Annotated in this window: 20 protein-coding genes, 1 tRNA gene and 1 pseudogene; 13 read left to right on the forward strand and 9 right to left on the reverse strand. The window is 40.4% G+C overall.

The features are described 5' to 3' along the window. Positions 1 to 369: IS5 family transposase (locus F8R90_RS00785; protein ID WP_196508748.1), on the forward strand; the 369-nt coding region annotated here is incomplete at its 5' end. Between the two features lie 297 nt (positions 370 to 666). On the opposite strand, the gene F8R90_RS00790 is transcribed toward F8R90_RS00785, so the two are convergent. Both F8R90_RS00790 and F8R90_RS00795 read right to left on the reverse strand, forming a co-directional pair. Further along, positions 667 to 1,170 (reverse strand): 2TM domain-containing protein, encoded by a 504-nt coding sequence (locus tag F8R90_RS00790; RefSeq protein ID WP_190894943.1) that lies wholly within the window; start codon positions 1,168 to 1,170, stop codon positions 667 to 669. 132 nt (positions 1,171 to 1,302) lie between these two features. Further along, positions 1,303 to 2,133: a creatininase family protein gene (locus F8R90_RS00795; protein ID WP_196508749.1), complete on the reverse strand. Its 831-nt coding sequence runs from the start codon at positions 2,131 to 2,133 to the stop codon at positions 1,303 to 1,305. 199 nt (positions 2,134 to 2,332) lie between these two features. On the opposite strand from F8R90_RS00795, the gene F8R90_RS00800 reads away from it, so the two are divergent. Further along, complete coding sequence (locus F8R90_RS00800) at positions 2,333 to 3,049, forward strand: ROK family protein (protein WP_196508751.1); 717 nt, start codon at positions 2,333 to 2,335, stop codon at positions 3,047 to 3,049. Positions 3,050 to 3,960: 911 nt separating this feature from the next. Next, the gene (locus tag F8R90_RS00805; protein ID WP_190894946.1) at positions 3,961 to 4,515 is read left to right on the forward strand and encodes a peptidoglycan-binding domain-containing protein; all 555 of its coding nucleotides are present in this window, start codon (positions 3,961 to 3,963) and stop codon (positions 4,513 to 4,515) included. Positions 4,516 to 4,856: 341 nt separating this feature from the next. On the opposite strand, the gene F8R90_RS00810 is transcribed toward F8R90_RS00805, so the two are convergent. Together F8R90_RS00810 and F8R90_RS00815 are read right to left on the reverse strand one after the other, a co-directional pair. Continuing rightward, positions 4,857 to 7,277, reverse strand: a complete 2,421-nt coding sequence (locus F8R90_RS00810; RefSeq protein ID WP_196508772.1) for a sucrose synthase — start codon at positions 7,275 to 7,277, stop codon at positions 4,857 to 4,859. A gap of 1,408 nt (positions 7,278 to 8,685) precedes the next feature. Beyond that, a tRNA-His gene (locus tag F8R90_RS00815) sits at positions 8,686 to 8,758 on the reverse strand. A gap of 124 nt (positions 8,759 to 8,882) precedes the next feature. Here F8R90_RS00815 and F8R90_RS00820 point away from each other — a divergent pair. From F8R90_RS00820 to cobA (F8R90_RS00830), 3 genes are all read left to right on the forward strand, one after another. After that, the gene (locus F8R90_RS00820) at positions 8,883 to 9,266 is read left to right on the forward strand and encodes a DUF4359 domain-containing protein (RefSeq protein ID WP_190894947.1); all 384 of its coding nucleotides are present in this window, start codon (positions 8,883 to 8,885) and stop codon (positions 9,264 to 9,266) included. Between the two features lie 234 nt (positions 9,267 to 9,500). Then, entirely contained in the window at positions 9,501 to 10,247 is a 747-nt protein-coding gene (locus F8R90_RS00825; protein WP_196508753.1) for a sirohydrochlorin chelatase, read from the forward strand. Then, positions 10,248 to 11,027 carry a uroporphyrinogen-III C-methyltransferase gene (cobA, locus tag F8R90_RS00830; protein ID WP_196508755.1) on the forward strand — a complete coding sequence of 260 codons (780 nt, stop codon included), beginning with the start codon at positions 10,248 to 10,250 and terminating at the stop codon, positions 11,025 to 11,027. 30 nt (positions 11,028 to 11,057) lie between these two features. Here cobA (F8R90_RS00830) and F8R90_RS00835 read toward each other — a convergent pair whose 3' ends face one another. Then, positions 11,058 to 11,678, reverse strand: a complete 621-nt coding sequence (locus F8R90_RS00835) for a hypothetical protein (RefSeq protein WP_196508757.1) — start codon at positions 11,676 to 11,678, stop codon at positions 11,058 to 11,060. A 464-nt stretch (positions 11,679 to 12,142) separates the two neighbouring features. Between F8R90_RS00835 and F8R90_RS00840 the strand changes: the two genes are divergently transcribed. The 7 genes from F8R90_RS00840 (at position 12,143) to F8R90_RS00870 (ending at position 21,224) form a co-directional block, all read left to right on the forward strand. Next, a complete protein-coding gene (locus F8R90_RS00840) occupies positions 12,143 to 13,099 on the forward strand; it encodes a homogentisate phytyltransferase (protein ID WP_196508758.1) in 957 nt (318 codons plus the stop codon). A gap of 3 nt (positions 13,100 to 13,102) precedes the next feature. Further along, complete coding sequence (locus F8R90_RS00845) at positions 13,103 to 13,576, forward strand: tetratricopeptide repeat protein (RefSeq protein WP_196508760.1); 474 nt, start codon at positions 13,103 to 13,105, stop codon at positions 13,574 to 13,576. 638 nt (positions 13,577 to 14,214) lie between these two features. Further along, positions 14,215 to 16,356, forward strand: a complete 2,142-nt coding sequence (locus tag F8R90_RS00850) for a hybrid sensor histidine kinase/response regulator (protein ID WP_230966017.1) — start codon at positions 14,215 to 14,217, stop codon at positions 16,354 to 16,356. A 324-nt stretch (positions 16,357 to 16,680) separates the two neighbouring features. Beyond that, positions 16,681 to 17,910, forward strand: coding sequence for a tetratricopeptide repeat protein (locus F8R90_RS00855; RefSeq protein WP_196508762.1), 1,230 nt, complete (start codon positions 16,681 to 16,683; stop codon positions 17,908 to 17,910). 261 nt (positions 17,911 to 18,171) lie between these two features. Beyond that, positions 18,172 to 19,767, forward strand: a complete 1,596-nt coding sequence (gene cobA, locus F8R90_RS00860) for a uroporphyrinogen-III C-methyltransferase (protein ID WP_196508763.1) — start codon at positions 18,172 to 18,174, stop codon at positions 19,765 to 19,767. 27 nt (positions 19,768 to 19,794) lie between these two features. Further along, positions 19,795 to 20,391, forward strand: a complete 597-nt coding sequence (gene coaE, locus F8R90_RS00865; RefSeq protein ID WP_196508765.1) for a dephospho-CoA kinase — start codon at positions 19,795 to 19,797, stop codon at positions 20,389 to 20,391. A gap of 506 nt (positions 20,392 to 20,897) precedes the next feature. After that, positions 20,898 to 21,224 carry a hypothetical protein gene (locus F8R90_RS00870; protein ID WP_196508767.1) on the forward strand — a complete coding sequence of 109 codons (327 nt, stop codon included), beginning with the start codon at positions 20,898 to 20,900 and terminating at the stop codon, positions 21,222 to 21,224. 93 nt (positions 21,225 to 21,317) lie between these two features. Here F8R90_RS00870 and F8R90_RS00875 read toward each other — a convergent pair whose 3' ends face one another. The 4 genes and pseudogenes from F8R90_RS00875 to F8R90_RS00890 all read right to left on the reverse strand — a co-directional run. Further along, positions 21,318 to 22,721, reverse strand: a complete 1,404-nt coding sequence (locus F8R90_RS00875) for a hypothetical protein (protein ID WP_196508769.1) — start codon at positions 22,719 to 22,721, stop codon at positions 21,318 to 21,320. Positions 22,722 to 23,024: 303 nt separating this feature from the next. Continuing rightward, on the reverse strand, positions 23,025 to 23,561 hold the full coding sequence (locus F8R90_RS00880) for a universal stress protein (protein WP_196508776.1): 537 nt from the start codon (positions 23,559 to 23,561) through the stop codon (positions 23,025 to 23,027). A 429-nt stretch (positions 23,562 to 23,990) separates the two neighbouring features. Beyond that, positions 23,991 to 24,281, reverse strand: coding sequence for a type II toxin-antitoxin system HicB family antitoxin (locus tag F8R90_RS00885; RefSeq protein ID WP_196508770.1), 291 nt, complete (start codon positions 24,279 to 24,281; stop codon positions 23,991 to 23,993). Further along, a pseudogene (locus F8R90_RS00890) lies at positions 24,262 to 24,537 on the reverse strand (ISKra4 family transposase); the annotation flags it as partial. The pseudogene F8R90_RS00890 and the gene F8R90_RS00885, both read right to left, overlap by 20 nt.

Raw genomic sequence — 24,537 nt, forward strand, 5'->3', positions numbered from 1 at the left:
GTAGTGGATGCATTGGGCAACCCACTAAGCTTCCACCTAACACCTGGGCAAGCCTGCGACCTAGATGGAGCCGATCAACTGCTACCCAACATTGTTGCTGACACAGTTTTAGCAGATAAAGGCTATGATGCGGATGAGCGAGTCATTGAGCGGCTTCAGGCACAAGGTAAAACCGCAGTGATTCCCCCCAAGCGTAACCGTAATAACCCTCGTGACTACGACCAAGATTTGTACAAAGCCCGTCACCTAATTGAAAACTTCTTTGCAAAACTCAAGCAGTATCGAGGGATTGCAACGCGCTACGATAAACGCGCTACCAACTTTCTGGGTGCAATTTATCTAGCTGCTTCTGTTATTTGGCTCAATTGATGACACGCCCTAGTGTTATCTGAAAACCACACTAGAAAAATCATCTTTCAGGCTATTGATAGACTGTCATATCCGTATAAAGATAGAAAGAATACTTCAGCCAATCAGATAACATTTATGTTACTCCTAATAATTGCTGTGTTTATTTAGATTTTCTTTCAGTGGTATTAGACAACAAATGTTGCGGTAAATGTTACCCCGATTCTCCTACGGGGTTTTTCTTTGAATTAGTGATGTCTACAACGAGTTTTTCTACGAGACGCTACGCCTAGTCAAGATCCCACGCAAGCAAGTTTACTAAGCCTGTAATACCTTAAACCACTTATTCAAAACTGTGCTGATGGTTTTCTTAATCTCATGCTTACGATTCCACTTCTGGAATGCCATTTCATACTCTTCGCCTTTGATTTGAAAGGTATTCCAGACATCCAGCCCTACAGGCAATCCACTGAATAGCAAAATATAAAGCGACCAAGAAATTCCGCCACCAGTGATTAAATTTAGTAGTATAAAAAAGCCATTGAAAATTGTATAATTCCCTAGACGCTTCTGAAATCTTCTGATGCGGTAAGCGTCAAAAGCCTTTCGTTGTTGGACTTGACCCTGTTGTACTAACCAATCGCGTTCTGCTAACTTTAAAGAATCAGGTGAAATTTCTAACTCAGCAGCAATTTCTAATATCTGCTCATAAGAAAATTCTGTATCTTTGTCATTAGCTTGACGAGCGATCGCTAAGTGCAGAATTTGTTGGACATCTTCTTGGCTATAAGAACGGAGGCTCTTGGGTTCAAATGCCGTCATAATTCTTTCTCTTATATTACTTTTAATAGAAACTTGCTGCCCGATAGATTTTAAACAGCTAAACTAGTACTATTTCCATTATTACTACATTAGCAAATCTAGATGCTGTCCTGCATCTAATGTATTGGATTTTTAACTTTGAGTAAAACGCGTCAATCCCTCCTCCACCTTTGCTTGTCGATAGGCATAAATATCTTGAATAACTTGCACCCAACCGTTAGCGACAGATTCGAGAATGCGATCGCCTTTTTCTTTAGTTGCGGTTGTCGCATCACCAATCACTCCGCTTTTACTGATATCTCGCGTCACCCAAGCCAGAGGTAACTTCCCCTCCCAACTCAGTAAACTACTTTCTGATTGTTCTGGTGGATACTCTGCAACAGCTTTCTCTAGCTTCACTTGTTCTGGCAAAATCGATAACATAATGCTAGTTTCAGCATCTCCGGCGTGCATTCCTAGCGCTGCTTCTTTCGGAGTCAATAAATCTTTAGTAATATTAGGCACCCGCCAAGTAAATAACGGGAATACCAAAAAGTCATCATACTTAACGTGCAAATCCCGCGCCGCCATTTGCATCACTTGGGGTTGTCCACCGTGGGAGTTCATTAACACCAGTTTTCTAAACCCAGCCCGGTAAATACTTTCTCCCACTTCCATAATGATTGCCGTGAGAGTTGCCGTGCTTAGGGTAATGGTACCGGGAAAGTGCCAGTGTTCGTTAGATTTGCCATAATAAAGGTTAGGTAAAGCATAAGCAGGAATACTTGCATCCAGCTTTTCCATTGCTTTTCCCAACACTCCCACACCGATCGCAGCATCTACAATCAACGGCAGATGAGGACCATGTTGTTCAATTGCTCCCACTGGCTGGATGATTACCACATTTTCCTTATCTGGCATTGCCTGGATATCAGTCCAGGTGAGGTAGGGAAAAAAGCGTTCTGGTGGAATGAAACTGTGCATATGGCTTAAATTGTGACATTTATATTTTAACGGTATTGGGTATTAGTCATTGGGCATTGGGCATTGGGCATTAGTTATTTCTTGCTTGCTCTCCCCAGCAATGTGAAGACTCTCCAAACATCCAGATATTATTTAGATGCAGCAGAGCATAATAACGAAGTAACAAGCACTAACTAAGCAGTAAGAAGGATGTAACTCAATGGTTGAAGAAAATGGATCGATTCGTACTTTATCGGTTGATATTGGCGGTAGTGGCGTTAAGGCTATGGTTTTGGATATTACGGGGAATCCGGTAACGGAAAGGGCCCGTTTAGATACACCCCAACCTGCTACACCGGAGGTTGTAATTAATGCAATTGTTGTGTTAGCGGCGGCTCAAGGTGAATTTCATCGTGTTTCGGTGGGTTTTCCCGGTGTGGTGCGGTGTGGGGTCACGGAAACAGCGGTAAACTTACATCCAGATTGGATTGGCTTTGATTTGGAAACAGCATTATTAAAACACTTAAACAAGCCTGTACGGGTGATTAATGATGCAGACATGCAGGGGTTTGGTGCGATCGCAGGTAAAGGTGTAGAACTGGTGATTACTCTGGGCACGGGGTTTGGTTCGGCTTTATTTGTAGATGGTAAGCTGGTGCCGAATATGGAAATGGGACATCATCCGTTTCGCAAAGGAGAGACTTTTGAGCAGCAGTTGGGGCGTGCAGAGTTAGAAAAAATTGGTGAAAAAAGATGGAATAGGCGTTTAGAAAAAGCGATCGCATCCTTGCAACATCTGTTCAATTATGATTACCTTTACATTGGCGGCGGTGAAGCTGTAAGAGTGAATTTCCAGCTACCCTTAAATGTAAAACTTATTCCCAATATCACTGGTTTATTAGGCGGTATTGCTTTGTGGCGAGATGAGAAAAAGTAAAAACTTTTTCAGTATCCACAACTGAGGATACTAAGCGCGGGCTATGACGCTAGATGACTCGCTAGCGCTTCTCTACGAGACGCTACGCGAATGCTATCGGTATCGCGCTTTTAATTAAGGTGCTTCTATCTCAATATTTAAAAATGATATAAAAATTAACACAGGTTAGGTAAGAGAATTGCGTAGACATTAAGTTCAGTGCCCCTGTGGAATTTTGCCATGCAGTAGTCTAAACTCTAGTTAAAATTCAAGTCTATGTAATAACTTTGTACGATTTCATTTTCTTGAGATTGAACCAAGAATACGGCGAAGTTGCCATACAGGTTCAATCACAAAGCAGATATTTAAGAATTATGCCTGAAAACTTCCATAGTCAAGTTGGGAAAACCAAAGAATGCTGCTACGAGCAGAATGTATCCTACAAGATAATAGTGATTGATAAAAAGTTTATAACCCCCTCTAAAGGAGGACAAATTGTTTTAAATCAAGAGCTTATCATTATTTTCAAATGTTGCATTAATCAATACTTAAAAAACTGACTCTATGAATCCAGTAGGATTTTTTTGGCAGTATAAACATGATAAAAGCAACATCAGCATACCAAGCGTGAGCCAAAGCCAACTAGGCAAATTTGTTTGATAGCATTCCCATATGATCATATAGTATGTTATTGTCTAAACCGTTGATTTAGATCCTATATCTTACAAGTTCGTGGCTTGATTAAAGATAAAAAAAGCACAAAGCTAATCATATTAGTCTGATTAAATGGAAGAGGAGGTGAGTAAATATGAGCATGGCAATATTATCTGAAAAAAATAGTACATGACTTTTTTTTGGTCAGTATGCACTATTCCGGACAGCAGCAATGTTGTTGGTTAAAAGAAATATTGGTTGAAGTAAAATGAACTACAATGACTGAAATTGGCCTGATGATGACGGGCGTGTTAGCAATAAGACAAGCATCTGGAGCCAATTTGCCACAGCAGCAATTAGTTCAGATGGAAAATGACCAAAACCAATCAAAAGAGAGTCAGTTAGAGATAACTGCTCAAGTTACACCACCTGAATTCATGCAGACAGATGGGATTTCCCAGGCTTCTGCCGCAGCGATCGCACCAGATAAAGAACATATACTTAAGAAAATCAGCAAAAATAATCAGTTCCTAGCTTCTTCTAACTTAGGTAAGTCTAAAAAGTATTCTCAATCTGGAGATAAAGTCCGTGCAAAGGCTACAGGACGCTTCCAGAAGTTTAGTAGCCAACCTATGCCGACTCTTTATTTCGGTAGCTCTGGTCTTGCTGTCAGAGTCTTACAACGGCTGTTAGTGTCTAACGGTTATGCCATTAGAGTGGATGGGATTTATGGCGCACTGACAGAGACTGCTGTCAAAGCCTTTCAAAATCAGCGCAATTTAGGAGTAGATGGAATAGCTGGTCAACGAACTTGGCGGGCGTTGACAATTTAGTTAGGAGTTAGGAGTTAGGAGTTATACCGATTACCTCTGAGGTTGCTCCTGAACAATTTTACTCAAGCTCCAAATCTTGCCAAGCTTGATTTTGTGCAGTTTCATAAAGAATTGGTATTTCCATATCTTGCACCAGACGATTAAAATCGCGGCTACCAGAACAAAGCCTGCCTCCGCAGACTACAAAACCCTTGAGATTCCGTAGTCCGCGCAGGCGGATTTCGTTTGTGTAGCCGCGACTTCCAGTCGTTAGATACTAAGGTGAAGGATGTGAGTATTAGGAGTTACGAAAATTTGTGATTTTTATAACTTCTAACTCCTAACTCCTAACTCCTAGCTTATTATCGGTACTTATGCTGCTCTAATAGCTGTTGCGCTCTTGGCTTGTAAATTAAATAGAATAAAGCCTCTATATAGCGCAGCAAATCTTCCCGATTTTCCTTCGAGGTAAAGTTCCAGAAGCCATAAATCCTTGCTAAGGATAATAGCTTGCTAGTGTGAATTTTCCAAGTATAGGTGCTGTAAACTCGGTCAATTGCTCGCTTGGAAATTTCATCCCAGTAATTAGGATTTTGTTCGCATTTAGTGATGAAGTCCACAATTTTCGTGGCTGTCTCCTCTAAATTTGTTGGGTTAATCAAAAATCCATTAACCTTATCTTGAATAATCTCCAGTGGCCCACCAAATTGTGTGGCAAAAGTCGGTAATCCTGAAACCATCGCCTCTAAAATTGTCAACCCAAAAGCTTCAAATAAAGCTGGTTGTACAAAAATTCCCTGATGATCGGCAATCACTCGATAAATTTCACCAGAATCAGCTTTAGTCAGGCGCACGCCCAACCAACGAATCTTCCCGTGGAGATTGTACTCGTCAATGATTTGGTAAAGTTTAATAATTTCGTCACGTTCTTCGTTGTCGCCTGATTCTTCAACGCGCAATTTACCCGCCACCAAAATTAAATTGCAATGCTCCTGTAATTCTTTGCTTTGACCATAACATTCAGCTAAACCTGTGAGGTTTTTGATGTGGTCAAGACGCGCCATTGAGAAGAGAGGGCGCTTGTTAGGATCGTCGAGTTTGCCAAAGATTTGCGCTGGGTCTTCCAGAGTAAAGAGTGTTTCTGCAAGGCGTTGGCGATCGCTCTCCACTCGGTCTTTAGTCCGGGTGTAGGGGAAGTAATTATTTTCGTTTACTCCAGGTGGCACAACATTAAATTTGGGACTAAATAATTCAATCCCATTGGTCACATGGTACAACTCCGGCATGGTGAAGCACTTATAAGACTCGTACTGTCCCACACTATCCGGTGTTCCAACAATTTCTTGGTAGGTGCTGCTGATCACAAAATTGGCAGCATTCATTGCAATCAAGTCAGCTGTGAATTGCAATGAAAAATGATATTTCTCCTCTAATTCTTGCCAGTAGAGGTTACTGAACAAGTATTTAGATTTTTCCAAAGCATGGGCAACATTGCATTGGGTAACTTTCAACCGTCGCGCCAGCAAGAATGCTACTAAATTTCCATCAGTATAGTTTCCAACTATTAAGTCAGGTGTGCCTTGAAATTCTGCCCGTAGTTCTTTTTCTGAGTCAATAGCGTATGTTTCTAGATAAGGCCAAAACTCAAACCGGGAAATCCAGTTTTGAGTCATGTTAGGATTAAAATCCCGTAAAGGGACACGCAAAATCCAGGCATTTTCGGTACCGTGGACTTTTTCTAGTCGTTGATTACATAGGGTGCCATCACTATTAGGAATCAAGCGGGTGAGAATAATCACCTTTGGCTCGACATTCAATTTCTCTAAACCAGCTAGCATGACATCTTCTTGTAGCTGCTTCTCTAGGCTCTTTGCTTGGTCAAGGACGTAAACTACCTGACCGCCAGTATCGGGACGGCCTAACACTCCCTCTTGCCCAAACCAACCGTGAGCTGATACCAAGACGATTCTAAAAATCATCGGAACCCGTGAAATGAAGGCTTCTAGGGTCTGAGGATCGGCAGAATCAATCAATTCATCGAGAATATTTAAAGTTTCCCGTACACGCCCTGCGGTGTTACCCCAACCCGGTTCAAAACCCATTGACTGCAATTGGAACCGGAATTGTTCGTAGGGTTCATCTTCGGGGCGATTATTAACAAAACCGATAGCTTTCTTAACTTGCTCGGAAAGTTGCTGCTGTGATTGAATGCGATCGTTAATCAGCAGTTGAACACCGTTGTAGTGGTGCAGGCGTAAGAAATTCAATAAGCTTTCCAGCAATTGTTTGGAATCTTGAAATATTTTGCTGGATAGATAGCGGTTGAGAAATTGTACCCCTTTACCAATATTTTTGGGGTCGCGGATGACTGGGGTGTAGTCATAAAACGGGCCGAAGTCCAATTCTAGCAGGTCGCCATCGTTGGGATGATATTTATTCACCAAGCGATCGCGCAGATCCAACAAATCCTGCACCGTCATCGGCTCAATGCTCAAGTCTGATGTCAACCAATAAACTTCTTGGCTAGCAATCTTAGAACGGATGATGAAACAGAAGTTTGAGTCCTCCTGAATAATTTCTTGAGTATAGTAAATTAGTTTGCCTAACTCAGAGGAAGTGTAAAATTCCTCAGGTTTCTGGGACTTGGAGCAATACTCACTATATACATTCAGTATGTCGTTCCGCAGCAAGTACTTCTTTTCTTGTTGGCGTAATTCACTAAGAAAGGAACGCAAATCACTTCTTTCTTCACTATCTAAGACTGCTTGAAGCAATTCAGACATGGCGACTCCACTAGATAACGATGTTTGCATTGTTGACTGTCAAGGCGAGACAAATAAGCCTCCACCTTTTGTTTGACACATATAAACACGAAATAACACAGATAAATTATATTTATCTGTGTACCTACAAGTATCAACTTTTCAGCAGGCACTTAAACCGTGTTCTTCTTTACTTAAAGTATCTATGACTCAGTATTTTTGACTCTAACTAAAGGAATACAATTTTTATTTCTTTTGATAGATGTTAATAAATAACTGCATGGTTCTATCTAGGGCACAATATCTCACGCCCTCAACTGCTTGAGCTAACCTTTACTATATCATTTATGTACGTGTATTTGATTATTCGCACACTGATAATGTCAAGATTTTGCTTTCAAGCTCTGTAAGGCTGGTAAATCAATACTTTTTTAAGTATTCTAGAGTGTTAATATTCATTTTCATCGTGGGTAGAGATGATCTATCCGGCAACTTTGAGCATTACTGATATTTTGGTACTTTGGGTAATCAGTAATTGGCTTGCTATTATCTATTTCCCTACCTTTGACACATACAAAATTTTATTGTTCCGCTTAAAGCTTAACTATTCAGTTAAACTTCAATGAACTAAAATCAATTTTTGTTCCAAGATAGACTAATCTTGATACACCCTAGTTATAATTTAAGCAAAAGTTGTTTAAATGGAGTCAATTTATATGGCTACCAATCCGGATAAGTTAACAGCTTCTGACCACAGTATAGGCAATATTCTTATTATCTCCTTACTTGCCTTCTGTGGACTGACTTTGATCATTCTTTTAGGCATTTTTTAAGAGTTAAATGTGTGTTCCAAAACTCCTGATGCTAAGATTCCCGATTTCTTATAGAAATCGGGAATCTTAATATAACGTGAGTTCGACAAACCTCTTAGAGGCCTTTTTATTAAGCTGATTAGACGGACACTATATGATAATCCGTCGAACTAACTTTAATATTAAAAGTTAATGCTCCAGAGAAGTCTGAGCAAAAGCTTAGTGCAATGGGCGCAGAGAGAAAGAGCACCTCACAGCTTTTATAAACCACTTTTTTGGAATAATTCATATTTAGCTATCAAACTTTCTACATTATCGGCGTTGCGTAGACACGTACTTCTGCAAATAAGCAAGCTGCACGTAAGCGTCCCGCAGGGAACGTAGAGAAGTGGCTTGTCGTAAGACATTGCACACCTAATTTTCATTTAGAAAGTAGATTTACTTATATACATCAAGCTTTTTATAAGTAAATCTGATGAATTATATTAGGTTTGCGACTCTTCCAAGTCCATACACTCGTAGATGGCAGATCCTTGCTAAAGTAATGGTTATAAATGTTCAGAACCACAACCCATTTTTTGTAAGAGTTATGGATCAGTCGGTATTAAATTGTGTAGGGCGAACGATGGGAATTGAACCCACGAATGGTGGTACCACAAACCACTGCCTTAACCACTTGGCTACGCTCGCCATTCAACAATTTGAATTATAGCAATAATTTGGCAAGCGATCAAGAGTTTTTCTTCAAGGAACGGATTTAGTTGATTTAGAGTCTCTGGAATCTAACAATTACAATGTATTTTACTTGGCAAACATGAAACCCTTAACGATCATTGCATATACTGGAGCAGCAGCAGGACTCGCCGCCTTGGGTGTGACAATGGCGAATACCAATCCCAGTCAGGTTGAGTATGAAGAATATGCAGTGCAACGGCTGACAGAATACTTAAAAACCGATGTATGCAAAAAAACCACCAATCTTATAGAAAACTTAATCCGCTTTAATTGTGATAAGTTGGTTGATTCGGCTAACCCGCAAATCCAAGAAATTATTGCCAGGACTACAGAAAGACAAAATTATATTATTTTTAGCATTTACCGTACAGATTTAACAATAAATTCTTGGCTACCTTCTTACAAATTTGAAACGGTGGGAGGTTTTGATCAATTTTATACTTACACTGCTGAAGAGCAATAAGGCAAGGAGCAGGGGGAGATGAGGGAGCAGGGGGAGCAGAAGCTTATAGTTATCTTGGATGTAGAAATTGAGTAATTTAATTTTTGAAGTTACCGATAAAAGTGATTAAGAATACTTCTATTTAGTGATTGATAATAGTTTCAATAATTACCAAAGTTACCAAAGTACCTACTACCACCAGCTTAATATTAAGTAAGATATGAGAATTAGTCACTGAGAGTTCAAACTTTGCCAATGTCATCTGCGTATCTGCTAGTATCTCACGGAAGTCGCGATCGCCGCCCAGAAATTGCTATGCAGCAACTAGCAAAGCTGGTATGTCACAAATTGTCAGAAAACCACAACACATTAAATAGCGAACATGAGGTTGGCATAGCTGCTTTGGAAATGAGTCCTCAGCCTTTACACGAGCAGATTCAAGAATTTGCCAAGAACGCTTTTGGTGATTGCAAACTATCTCAAAACGATAATCGTCTCAAAATTGTACCGCTATTTCTGCTGCCGGGAGTGCATGTCATGACAGATATTCCGGCCGAAGTAGCACTAGCACAACAGGCTCTCGGTCAGGATATCATAATTGAGTTGCAACCATACTTAGGTTCTCACGCCAATTTAGAGAAATTGCTGGCAAAGCAAATAGCTGCTATCAAAGCAGAAGCATGGATTCTCTTAGCTCATGGTAGCCGTCGCCCAGGTTCCAAAGAAACTGTGGAAGCTATGGCTGCGAGTTTGCCAGCCGTAGCTGCTTATTGGTCTGGGCCTCCTAGTTTAGAATCACGGGTGAAAGAGTTGGTAGCTGCTGGTTATAAAGAAATTGCAATTTTGCCATACTTTTTATTCACTGGTGGAATAACTGATGCGATCGCGGCCTCAATAGAGGAGCTAAAATTACAATTTTCTGCGGTGAATTTCCAATTGGCACAGCCACTGGGAGCAAGTGCAGAATTAGCCGAGCTAATTTGGGATTTAACAGATAGATAGATGAACCGCACAGAAAAACAGGAGAACAAGTATTTGGGAAAGGTTTATTTAGTAGGTGCGGGGCCAGGAGATCCAGGACTAATTACTCTGAAGGCTAAGGGTTTGTTGGAATGTGCAGATGTAGTTATCTATGATGCCTTGGTGAGTCCGGCAATTCTGGCAATGATTAATCCCCAAGCCGAGCAAATTAACGCTGGTAAGCGGAGGGGAAAACATTCACTGTTCCAGGAAGAAACAACTCAATTGCTGATTGAGAAAGCGCAGGATCATGCAATTGTGGTGCGGCTAAAGGGTGGCGATCCTTTTATTTTTGGTCGCGGTGGCGAAGAGATGGAAGAATTAGTCAACGCGGGAATATCAACGGAAGTTGTGCCCGGTATCACATCGGGAATTGCTGCGGCGGCCTATGCAGGTATTCCATTGACTCATCGGCTCTATAGTTCTTCAGTGACATTTGTTACTGGTCACGAGGCGGCTGGTAAGTATAAACCGAAAGTGGATTGGAATGCGATCGCTCACGGTTCCGAAACTATTGTAATTTATATGGGAATTCACAATCTGCCTTATATTCTGGAACAGTTAAGTGCAGCTGGGTTGAATTTAGAAACGCCCATTGCTTTGGTGCGCTGGGGTACGCGCCCAGAACAAGAAGAATTGATTGGTACTTTAGAGACAATTGTAGAGCAGGTAGAGCAAACTGGCTTTGGTGCGCCTGCGATCGCAGTCATTGGACAAGTAGTAAATATGCACAGTATTTTGTCTAGTTGTCGTCCAGTTTGATGGTTGGTGCGAACGTAAAATCCAGTGTATTTAAGTTTCTCGAATCCAAAATGCCAATCCTCCTCCCCGACCACGAGCTGCAATGAAATCTTCTGTAACTAAAAAGAAGGCAAAGAAGGGTAATTTAGCTATAGGCTGGTTGTAGAAATCTTCTGTTTGAACTTTACCAGAATGCATTGGTCTGTCATATACAACACGACCAAACAAACTAATAAGCATCTGGTTAAAGTCAAACGCCAATAAATTTTTCTTACCTAAATATTGCACTGGCCCTGTAAGTTTCAACAAAACTGGGCCAAATTCAACCTGATTACTAATTTCGCCCCTGTTTGAATCCTGTTCTAAAGTGGCATCAAAGGAAACATGGATTCTTATAAACTTGGGTACATACAAACCCTTGCCTAATACAATTCCCCCACGCTCTCTGACTTTTTTAGTGCCAGTAGCAAAGCAAAGTTGCCATTTACCTAGAAGAGACTCAAACGGATAAGTTAAGCGTTGCTGCTTGGCAGATTTTTCTGCTTCTAGCAACGCATTTACTAATATTTCAGCACTAGGACGTGTGCCTCTCTGGCCTCGATACCCAGCCGCAGCCTGGGATAGCACGGTCACAAAGTCAAATGTCGCTTTAGATGCCAAATTAGCTGTCATAATTTAACTATTTCTTTGCTTTTCTGATAGATTGTAACGTTATGGGGAGTAGGGAGTGGAGAATCGGGAAGAGATATTTTCATAGTTGCTTGTCAGATTTTTCGGGATAAAGTCTCTTCCGTAAGGTAGAATAATTCTCTTTCATTAGGTATAGCTGGCTTTTGATTAGGGTTACGACGGGCTGTGCTAACGGCCCAAGCCACCGCTACCTCACCTACGATACAGTGCATCCAAAGCTTTGGCTCTTGTTAATGACCAAATTCTGTAACAATGGTTAACAATCTGACAATTCAGGTCATGTGGAAAAGTTAACACGCAACCTAACCCCTCAGCCCCAACCCTTGTAGCGAATGGGGAGAATTCAAAGCCTCTCGATAACAGGAGAGACGAATGGAAGTGAGGTTTTCCAAATGTCATGAAAAGTCAGGGTTAACAATAAGCCGGAATACTAATCTAAGCTACTCATGAGCCAGAGTTATCAAAACAGCCCTTTGCCACGCAAACCCGTTCAATCATATTTCCATTGGTTATACGCTTTCTGGAAATTCTCTCGCCCTCACACGATTATTGGTACAAGTCTGAGTGTGTTGGGTTTATATTTTATTGCCATTGCTGTTTCCTCAACTGGATTTTCTGGTATTCCACTGAGTCGGGTTTTGGGCGCATGGATTGCTTGTCTGTGTGGCAATGTCTACATTGTGGGGCTGAATCAATTAGAAGATATTGATATTGATAAGATTAATAAGCCTCATTTACCGTTGGCATCAGGTGAGTTTTCCCGACAGACGGGGCAATTTATTGTCGCTTTTACTGGGATTTTGGCGCTAGTTGTGGCGTGGCTAACTGGGCCATTCTTATTTGGCATGGTAGCAATTAGTTTAGCCATTGGTACTGCTTATTCTTTACCGCCAATTCGCTTAAAACAGTTTCCATTTTGGGCAGCGCTGTGTATTTTTTCGGTGCGCGGCACAATTGTTAATTTAGGGTTGTATTTGCACTATAGCTGGGTGCTGAAACAAAGCCAAGGAATTCCGCCTGTGGTGTGGGTGCTGACGTTATTTATCTTGGTGTTTACCTTTGCGATCGCTATATTTAAAGATATACCAGATATGGAAGGCGATCGCCTCTATAATATCTCTACTTTCACTATCAAACTCGGTTCGCAAGCTGTGTTTAATCTAGCCCTTTGGGTGATAACTGTCTGCTATCTGGGGATAATTTTGGTTGGCGTGCTACGTGTGGCCTCAGTTAACCCCATATTTGTGGTAATTACTCATTTGGCACTGCTAGTCTGGATGTGGTTGCGGAGTTTGGCAGTAGACTTACAAGATAAAAGTGCGATCGCTCAATTCTACCAATTTATCTGGAAACTCTTTTTTATCGAATATCTGATTTTTCCTATCGCCTGCCTTTTGGCTTAGACAATGCTAGAAACCTTTCCCACTACTTCTATTATCGCTGCTCTTGTAGTTGTTCTCAGTCTGTCAATTCTTGGCTATTTCGCTTGGAAAACTTTGATTACCTCAAACTTGTTTCAAAAAGGAATCAATCTTGCTCAAGCAAAAGATTACCAAGGTGCAGAAGCTGCGTTTCGCAAAGTGATTTCCCTTAACTCTACTAATGATGTGGTGCGTTTGTTTTTGGGAGATGTTTTAAACCAACAAGGCCAAGTAGAGGAAGCAACAGAATTATTCCGGGAAGTGATTCGCCGCAGTCCGAAAAACCCTGATGCTTATTTGCGTCTGGCAAATATTCTAATGCAGCAAGAACGAGAAGAAGAAGCCAAAACTAATCTGATACAAGCTAAAGATTTATTGCAAAAACAACGCCAACCTGAAAAAGCTAAAAAAATAACTCAACTGTTAGATAAAATGAGTGCTAAGTCAATTCCATCTTAAGTTAATTCAGAATTGCGGAGATTAAATCTTCCTGTTCCGTCTCCTAATTTTTACCATTATCCCCATGATGGTGAGAATGGGTTTTGGTTTGGAATTTACCAGTGTCTGCCGCAATTATATCTACAATTTTCGCAAGTTTGACCACTCGCTCTATCGCCCTTAAAACTAAAATCTGATGCGCTATAAGCTCTATATCCACAATGAATTTATTTAGGGTTTAGAGGAGAAAATTGTGGAAATTTTAAAAACTTGTCTTTTTGCAAAACATCCACACTAACAGTTTTTTTTGTTTGTAAAGACATATTATATTTCCTTAAGCAGTAAAGGAACTAGACCACTGCATCATTAATATTTTAGTACTAAAATAGTATAGCGATTCTCATTTGACTGGGTACTGGTTAGGTAGCAAAGTAGTGCACTCCTACGAGGATATATATTCATCTGTGGTTAATTATTTTTTCTGTACCGTTATCTGTGCAGTAACTGCTATATCAGGTGAGGACAAGAAAGATCACAAATGGCAATTCAATAGCCAAGCCGCCTTTGGTTAGCTCTTAATACCGATGTGCGAACAACTTGGGCTAATTAAAAAAATAAATTTAGTAGTAGATTTTATAGATTCAAAAAACCAAGTGTTTATGTCAGATATAATATCAGAATTATGGACTAATTTTTTTACATCAGGATCATTTATTCCACATGGTCACTGCTATCTATGGCAAACTAATTTAGTTTGGTTACACATATTATCTGATGCGTTCATTGCTCTAGCTTATTACTCGATTCCAGCTACACTCTTCTACTTTGTCCGCAAGCGGCAGGATTTGCCCTTTGATTGGATTTTTCTACTGTTTAGTGCATTTATCGTAGCTTGCGGCACTACTCATTTAATAGAGATTTGGACACTTTGGCATCCAACCTATTGGGTATCGGGGTTTGTCAAAGCAGTAACTGCAATAATATCTGTAGTTACGGCACTAGAACTTATACCTCTAGTTCCACAAGCACTAGCACTTCCTAGCCCTGCTCAATTAGAACAAGCAAATCAAGAACTTCAAACACAAATAGCCGAACGCTTACGGGTAGAGAAGGAACTACGAAAATACCAGAATCATCTGGAAGAAATGGTTGCTGTTCGCACCAATGAAATTACCAAGACCAACGAGCAATTACAACAAGAAATCCTTGAGCGTCAACGCATTTTAGAAATTCTCCGACAAAGCGAAGAACGCTATCGTTACCTAGCTGAGGCAATTCCTCAACTTGTATGGACAACCAATCCTAACGGTGAATGTGATTTTTTTAATCAAAATTGGTGCGAATACACTGGGCTAACATTAGAGCAGTCCTTGGGTTCTGGTTGGTTGGCTGCATTGCATCCAGATGATATCCAAAGTGCTGATGAAGTTTGGTCTAATGCTGTAAAAAATAGCACTATATATAACAATGAATATCGCTTTAAACGGGCTTCTGATGGCTCTTATCGTTGGCAGCTAGCGCGAGGTTTACCACTCAAAGATGAACAAGGGATTGTAGTGAAGTGGTTTGGAACATGTACAGATATCCACGAGCAAAAACAAATACTTGAAGAACGGGCGCACCTGCTGGAATTAGAACAAGTTGCACGAGCTAAAGCAGAAACAGCCAATCGAATTAAGGATGAATTTTTAGCCGTCCTTTCTCACGAACTACGCACTCCACTAAACGCAATACTCGGCTGGTCAAAGTTGTTGCAAATGGGCAGGTTAGACCAAGCAAAAACATCTGAAGCACTAGCCACAATTGAGCGGAATGCTACCTTACAGGTTCAACTCATCGAAGACTTGCTGGATATCTCTAGAATTTTACAGGGCAAACTGACGCTGAATATTACGAAGATTAACCTAGAGTCTACGGTATTGTCTGCACTACAGACAATGCGTTTAGCGGCAGAAACAAAGTTGATTGAGGTAAGTACAGTATTTGAAGCCCATGTGGGGCAAGTTATGGGCGACTCGACTCGTTTGCAGCAAGTTGTCTGGAATCTCCTTTCTAACGCTGTCAAGTTTACACCAAAGGGAGGAAAGATAGAAGTACGGCTAAAGCAAGCTGATGGCTATGCCCAAATCATAGTTAGCGATACAGGTAAGGGAATTAGCGCTGAGTTTTTGCCATTTGTGTTTGATTACTTTCGCCAAGCAGATAGCACCACTACGAGAAATTTTGGTGGATTAGGACTGGGATTGGCAATTGTGCGTAATATCATAGAGATACATGGTGGCCTTGTCAAAGCAAATAGCCACGGTGAAGGCAAAGGGGCAATATTTACTGTTAGCTTGCCACTTTTGCAAGATGAAAGTCCAAGTCTAACGGATGAACAAAACTACGTTCCATTATTAACTCCTCACTCCTTACCTCTCACTGGCGTTCGAGTTTTAGTTGTCGATGATGATGCTGATTCACGAGATTTTGCTGCTTTTGTATTAGAGCAAGATGGGGCTTTTGTTATCGCGGTATCTTCAGCATTTGAAGCATTACAAGCTTTAGCACAGGTAAAGCCAGATGTGTTGGTCAGCGATATTAGTATGCCCGATATGGATGGCTATATGTTAATACATCAAGTGAGAACTTGGACACCAGAGCGAGGTGGACAAATTCCAGCAATTGCCTTGACGGCTTTTGCTAGAAACGATGACCAGCAAGAAGCGCTAAATGCCGGGTTTCAGATGCATTTGCCCAAGCCTTTTAACCCAGAAGAATTAATTGCAGCCATTGCTAAACTTGTCAAAACAAAAGTGTAAGCGATTAGTTAAAAAACGACTTTTTAATTCTAATAAAGCCTCAACTATTGTGTACAAATGGACACTTGTATGAGAGTAGACTTGTATCAAGTTAGGTTAATCACTTATAATTCCTGCTAGACTCCGCTGAAGTCCACTCAAGTGGACTTCAGCTATGAGGCTCGGAATTTATTCAGAGGCGAGATAGAAACGCAGTGGAAAATTTATTAATAAAGATAGATATGGCTGCGGCAAGACTTGTGTGAGGAGGGTCTGGGGTGTTTTTATGATGGCAATTAGCTGCACTCGATATTACATGTAAATCAAGCAGATAAGGTAATAAAAATGCTGAAAAACAAGAATCTACTGGTAGCAGCTATTATCTGCTTGTGTTTGAGTAATGGAAATACTGCCTTTGGTAAAGATGTTGGCGTTGTTTTATCAAAAATTCCAGGCTCAAATCAGTCCGCAGTTCCTCAAAACAAAAACGCAGTTGCTAACTTTGAGCAAGGAACCAATCTCTACAAACAAGGAGATTTCAAAGGAGCAGAGGCGGCTTTTCGCAAAGCAATTGAACTGGAACCGAACTTTGCACAAGCTTATATTGCTTTGGCAAATACTCTCGACGATCAAGGTAAACCACAAGAAGCGATCGCACATTACAAAAAAGCCATCAGCCTCGATCCTAAAGACTCTAGAGCATACTTTAATTTGGGTTTGACTTTAGCAAGGCTCAATCAGTTAGAACCTGCGATCGCCCAATATAAGAAAGCTATCAGCCTTGAACCCAAGTATGCAGACGCTCACTATAACTTAGGAAATGCTTTGTACGCTCAAGGCAAGCTAACAGAAGCAGTCACCGAATATACAGCAGCTATTCGCCTCAAACCCAATTATGCCCCAACTTACACGCGTCTGGGAAATGCTCTGTACGATCAAGGTAAGCTAGAACAAGCAGTTACTCAGTACAAAAAATCCATTAGCTTTGATCCCAAGTATGCAGACGCTCACTATTACTTAGGGAACGCCTTGTATGCTCAAGGAAAGCCAGCAGAAGCAATCGCCGAATATACAGCAGCCATTCGTCTCGATCCAAAAAATCCCGCAGGTTATAATGCCCTGGGAAATACTCTGTACGCTCAAGGCAAACTAGAAGAAGCGATCGCCCAGTATAAACAAGCCATTAGCTTGGCTCCTAACTATGCAGACGCTCACTATAATCTAGCAAGCGCTTTTTACGCTCAAGGCAAGCTAGCAGAAGCAATCGCCGACTATACCGAAGCGATTCGCCTTGATCCAAAACATGCACAAGCTTACACAGGCTTGGGAAATGCGATGGATGATCAAGGGAAACCGCAAGAAGCGATCGCACATTACAAAAAAGCCATTAGCCTTGTACCCAACGATGCATTCACTTACTATAATTTGGGAATCACTTTAGGAAGAGAACAACAGCTAGAAGAAGCGATCGTTAATCTCAAAAAAGCCAGAGAGTTATTCCAAGCTGAGGAAAACAAGGAAATGGTTGAGCAAGTTAATCAGCTAATCCAAAAAATTAATACCCGAACTAATTGACTAAAGGACAAGGGGACAAGGGGACAAGGGGAATAACTCTTGACCGAAGAGGCAGAGGGGCAGGGGGCAGGGAGCAGGGGGAGCAATAGAAAGTCCCGTTCGCGCAGCGTCTCCAGGAGTTGCCGTGAAGCGGAGCGGAACATGGGTATCAAGCCCCGCCCTTCCAGGGCGTTCTCGATTGGTCGGAGTACAATCCTCCCCCCTGCTCCCTGCTCCCCGCTCCCCTGCCTCTTCTGACTAATGACTAATGACTAATAACTAATGACTCAAGAAAAAGGTAAAGTCTACCTCGTAGGTGCTGGGCCTGGAGATGTGGCATACCTGACGGTAAAAGCTTACAATCTCTTAGCTGCTGCTCAAGTTTTAATCTACGATGCCCTGGTAGATGCTCAATTATTGCAGTGCGTACCACCTGATTGCTTGCAATTGGATGTCGGAAAACGCGGTGGTAAACCCAGTACAACCCAAGCAGAGATTAACAAGTTACTGGTAAAGTATTGCCAGCAAGGAAAACAAGTTGTACGGCTAAAATCAGGCGATCCGTTAATTTTTGGGCGTTGTACTTCCGAAATTGAAGCGCTCAAAGCATCTGGTTGTGATTTTGAACTAGTACCAGGAATTTCCTCAGCCCTTGCAGCACCGTTGTTGGCAGGAATTCCCCTCACAGATCCGGTGTTGAGTCGCACTTTTGCAGTGCTTACAGCTCATGAACCAGAGGTTTTAGACTGGGAAGCACTGTCACGGCTAGAGACATTGGTAATTTTGATGGGAGGGCAACATCTGCCAGAGATTGTACATCAACTGGTGCGACACGGGCGATCGCACTTAACACCCATTGCCATCATCCGTTGGGCAGGAACTCCTCGCCAACAAATTTGGATAGGGCAACTGGGCAATATTCTAGAACAAACCACCGAATTATCCATTTCTCCGGCGGTAATTGTTATTGGCGAAGTTGTTGGGCTACGCAAGTACTTACAACCTGAGAAAATAGATTGTCAGGATTCAACTACAGCCCAAACTTCTAGCCCCCCTGTTATGTTAAGCAACCTCTTTGCCTCTCCCCAACCTCTCACTGGCAAAACAATCTTGGTGACACGTTCCGTTGGACAAGCGGGTACATTTAGCGATCGCCTCATTGCATTAGGCGCAACAGTCATCGAAATGCCTACCTTAGAGATCGGCCCGCCCTCCAGTTGGGAAGCTTTGGATGATGCGATCGCTCATTTATCTGACTTCGACTGGTTAATTCTCACTTCTACCAATGCCATAGATTACTTTTTTGAAAGGCTAATTGCCCAAGGTAAAGATACCCGTGCCTTAGCTGGTATCAAAATTGCCGTCGTTGGCGAGAAAACAGCCCATTGTCTCAAACAACACTCTCTCCAAGCAGATTTTATTCCCCCCAACTTTGTTGCCGATTCTTTAGTAGAAAATTTCCCAGAGGATCTGGATGGTAAAAAGGTATTATTTCCCAGAGTTGAAAGCGGAGGAAGAGAAGTTTTGGTTAAGGAATTAACTCTCAAGGGAGCAAAGGTGATAGAAGTTGCCGCATATCAATCTTGTTGTCCTAGTGGTATCCCACCTGAGGCAAAGTTAGCTCTCCAAAATCGCAAGATAGATGTGATTACTTTTGCCAGTTCTAAAACTGTGCAATTTTTCTGTCAACTTACTAACAACATATTTTCCAGCAACTCTGATGTTAGTCAATTTTTAGAGAGTGTTTGTATTGCTTCAATCGGGCCTCAAACCTCTAAAACTTGTCATTTTTTATTCGGGCATGTGGATGTAGAAGCTGAAGAATATACTTTAGATGGTTTAACTCAAGCATTGATAACATGGGCGACAAATTGTTAGTATCAAGCACCCAATGACAAATGACAAATGACAAAACGTATAATCGGCTTAACTGGAGGTATTGCCACAGGCAAAACCACTGTCACCAATTATTTAGCTAGCGCTTATAAGCTACCGATTCTGGATGCAGATATTTTTGCTAGAGAGGCAGTATCTTTAGGTTCGCCTATTCTTGGTGCGATCGCTCAACGTTACGGCGAACAAATTTTACTACCAGATGGCAGCCTCAACCGCCAAAAACTAGGCGAAATTATCTTTAACCGTCAAGATGAACGCAACTGGATAGATAATTTGATTCATCCTAATGTGCGCGATCGCTTCCTCAAAGCAATTGCCCAGTCCTCCTCAGAAACACTGGTGTTAGTAGTGCCTCTATTATTTGAAGCGGGAATGACTGATTTGGTTACAGAAATATGGGTAGTGCGTTGTTCCCAAGAGCAACAATTACAAAGATTGATACAACGAAACCAGTTAAATAGAGAACAGGCACGAGCCAGGATCAATAGCCAATTATCTCTCGAAGAAAAAGTGGCTCATGCAGATGTCGTTTTAGATAACTCTTCTACCCTAGAAGTACTACTGAAGCAAGTAGATGTCGCTCTAAAAACCACAAGTATGGACTAAATTAGATTTATCTTAAAAAATATACATAAACAACATTCTATAGACATAAAAGGTTGATAAATTGAATATTATCTAGTTAAGTAAAAAATACTTATATATGACCCCATCTTGTTAAATAATTCGGTGATTTTACAGTTGAAGCTGCGGATGATGGTAATGTAAATTTAAATTGTTATTGTACAAAGTACATCATTTGGTAAAAATTAAAAATTAATAAATAAAAATTAAAATTTAACAAAAATTAATTGTAAATTATTGAGCTTATTTTAAAATTATTTTAGAAGTAGCTTTTCAAAAAACTACTTGTAATTTATTTTTTGCTACTGATGGGTGCAGACATTTAATTAAAGATTGAGTGATACATTGCTTTTACTAGCTGTCAATTCGGTTGATTCCTAACTAGATTGTCCACCTGTTCGATTCTGGATTGGTGATTGAAAGGAATTGAGATTTACTTAGAGTCCAGAACTCTTCGTTATAGATTTCTTCTTTGGGAGAACTCACTTATGTCTTTGATCAGGACAGGTATGAACTTAAGTTTTAGTTTTTTAAGTAAGTTAGCCCTAGTTAGCTTTCCAGCAAACGAATTAAAACAAAAGAATAAAATACATGATTATAGCCAACTAGTTTGGGGAAGCGACTATGTATTTGAGCGCCTCAATGAAGGAATGATAGGGTATATGACTGGGATCGGCAGAAATATTAAACCCTGCGATCATATTATTTTACGAGAAGGTTGTGAATCTTATCAATATCAAGTTGAGGAAGTTGATTATTACTCAGATCCATCTGATATGTGGATAGCTTTACTCAGGCAAGTACCGATTGACTAAATATTAAAGTCAACCAGTAAAGTCAACCAGCTGCTTCAATTCCAGAGGTGGAGATTCTCGTTATCTTCCTAAAGAATAAAATAAATAATCTATCTATTTTAAATTTATCAAAAAGTGAGCTATTAAAGTATTCCTTTCATAGGATAGCAAGTAAAGATGCAAAAGATTTGGGTTATCTTTATCAAGATGCATCACTGAACCATCAACTGCTAAATGGTGATGATCTATCCACCGGTCTTGTGAATCTAGTAAAACACTGAAGTAGGGACTAACATCTGGATGATTTTTCGTTAATTCATCGTAGCTTTGATAAAAAGGAGGTATCCCAATTCCCATCGGCATATATAAGCCTTTAGGATACTCTTCTACAGGCAATTGGGGAAGCGTTTTCAGATTAATGCCACTAATGAATAATCTATTTTTTTCACCAGTCTTGGTATCTGTGAATCCTAGCTCAATTTCCTGTAAATTTTGTTCAACGCCAATCGGTTTAATATTCCTTAAAATGGCTTTGTCAAATTTGCCTATTCTCCAATATTGATTTCCCCAAGGCTTATTTTGATCGTAAAATCCTGGTGGTCGAAAACTGGCAAATTTAATTTCATTTTTAGCGTCGTAAAAATCTTTCCATTTTGTGATATTTGACGCTAGCGTAGTTCTAACTTTTCTACTTTGTTCTCCTGATACAATTATTCTTTCATCAAGGGGAAACTGCGTAACAACTTCTTTTTGATCAATTACATTTCTCAGAAGATTAGTCTTTACTATTGTGCCACTGGGATCTTGCCAGTGTTCTAACTTCCACCAATGCTGCCAATAAGAAATCTTATTAATATTTTCAAAAATATTTTTGTAATGTCCCATTGGAAAGGTAAACCAACTTTGATAATAAAGAGATTTATTACCATCCTCTTTCGTGAAAAGTAAAATTTCCCAAAATCCTGCATTTAAGCAATTATTAGCTAAAGCAACCTCTACGAGGTTTTGCTTTTCAAAACCGTCTCCTCCGACAATTTCTATATTTTTTGAATTAGCAGGAAAACTAACCTGTTGTCTGTTCCACTCACGGTCTGTAAAAGCGATTATTTCTAAACCTTGATCTTTTTTAACCCATTCGGGTGCTTTAGGGACTAATAGCTCTAAATCAACATTTTTTATAACTATTTGTGCCGTTCTGTTATCTGTTGGCTCAAGCACAAAATCGAAATGTGTATCATCTTTCTTAATAATTGTTAATTTTCTATTAGAATATCTTTGAAAATTTTTGCCTAAGGGCGCGGGATTGACTGGATAATCGACATTAGATAATTCTTGTAGCTTGACACTCATCTTATTATCAAACTTATATCTGGATTTAAACCAGAAACCACCCAGTCCCAGTAAACCAAGGCATAGAATAAGGGTACTAAATAAAATCTGTTTCTTAGTGACTCTGAAATTAGCTTTGCCAAATCGGGAAATGCCTGCAATTATTTCCTTCGCAGAAGTATTTTTCATTGGACAAATTGCTTTTTTATGATAATGCTGATTAACAGCATACCTTTCTGTGAAACTGATTCCTCATTTCTATTGGCAAAGGTCACATTAATAAACAATTGTCTGGAATTAGAGAGTTTAATACCCATTTCCTGCGGATGCGGAACGTTAGCTACGTCTCTCTTAGAAAATTGCTCCTCTTGGGGAAAACATAGAGGAGCAATTTTTCATTACACTTAGCTTAAGTTTCGGTTAGAATATCCAACCCTTTACGATTGAGCATTAACCAAGGAACGACTTTATCAAACTGATTTGGTAAAGTCATTAGTTAACGATTAAAGTGCTTGTAGTTTCTTTAACAACTTCATCTTTTTTAGGAGTTACTAGAAGATGCACAACATGCACTGAACAAGGAGCATGGTGAAGAACGTAGTTACTCACACTACCGAGAAATAATTCTGCTAACCCAGAACGACCCCGACGACCCATAACAATTAGGTCAGCGCCATAACTATGAGCTAAATCACAAATGATGCGGCCAGGATTACCAATGTTTTGTGTAAATTCCGTAGTTACACCTGCTGTGTTAGCTTGGGCACAGAAAGATTGCAACATTTTAATTCCTTCATTTTTAAAGGCATCCCACTGCTTTTGATATAACTCGAAGCTTTGACTGCTCAATCCCGGATAGTAGTCAAAATTAGACAGCATAGGTAGGTAAGGACTACCCTCTTCTTCGGGAGATAGGACATGCACTAGCATTAAGCTAGCTTGTGTTAACTTTGCTAAATCCAACGCTTCCTCAAAAACTTGTTGCCCTATTTCCGAGCGTTCTAATGCAGCTAGAATCTTTTTAAACATCATAATAGACCTCCGATTTCATTGGTAATTGGTCTTTACGGTTTCGGGTTTCCAGATGCTGGATTGTCAAAGATGACTAATCCCTATACTATGTTTAGCGACTTGTGAATTTTAAATTTCTTAAAGGTTTTCGCCCTATATTTATATTTATAGCAAAACAATTTGAGGAACTTGTGAAGAAAGCAAGCGTTTATCTTTGTTTATCAGGGAGCATCCCGTTTTGGGAGAAACATCTTTGGGTCCTCAGCCTAACTCCCTTTTTCAAAGTTGGGAGAGGGACTTTGACGCTGGCTTACCCTGCTGGAAAACTTGCCAGAAAGAGCTAGGGAATGAGGACGAATACGTGCTCTTAATCAATTCGCTATACTACTTTGCGATCGCACCTCTAATTCCTCAAGTGCGATCGCAACACAATTGCAGATACAATCATCAGTCTGTTGGAACGCTTAGAGTTAAAACTTTTATCACTTTGTCTGGTTCAGTGTCTTCCAGTTCCAAAAACTCATGTAATTCTTCTATAGCGAGTGAAGGATAGTAAATATTAGGTTCGATTTTATAGACTGACAAAAAAGATGCGATCGCTTCTTTAAGTTGCTTGATTGCTGATTCTTGATTTAACCCTTGTCCTACCAGTCCATTTTCTAAGCATAAAGCAACCCAATAACCCGCACTCTGGGAGCATCTCACCTTTGCAAAAATATCAGGTAGTAAGCTGACCATTGAGATAAGCAGATCGAAGTTGTAGCATCCGAGGTACGTTTTCTAATTTCCACTGTGCGCCGGAAATTTTTAAACGTTTACCAATCTGTTTCACAGCTGATTCCACAGCGCCAGAACCAATAGAACATAAACCTTCAGTAGAAAAATACTCGTAGTTAACTATTCGTCCTGAATGCTTTTTAAGATAGCTGATAAAATTTTGTGCAGGCTTTTTTTTCAAATCAACAAATAGTGCGATCGCTAAATCTAGCTGACC

The organism is Nostoc sp. NZL, assembly GCF_015714705.1.
Classification (GTDB): Bacteria; Cyanobacteriota; Cyanobacteriia; order Cyanobacteriales; family Nostocaceae; genus Nostoc; species Nostoc foliaceum_A.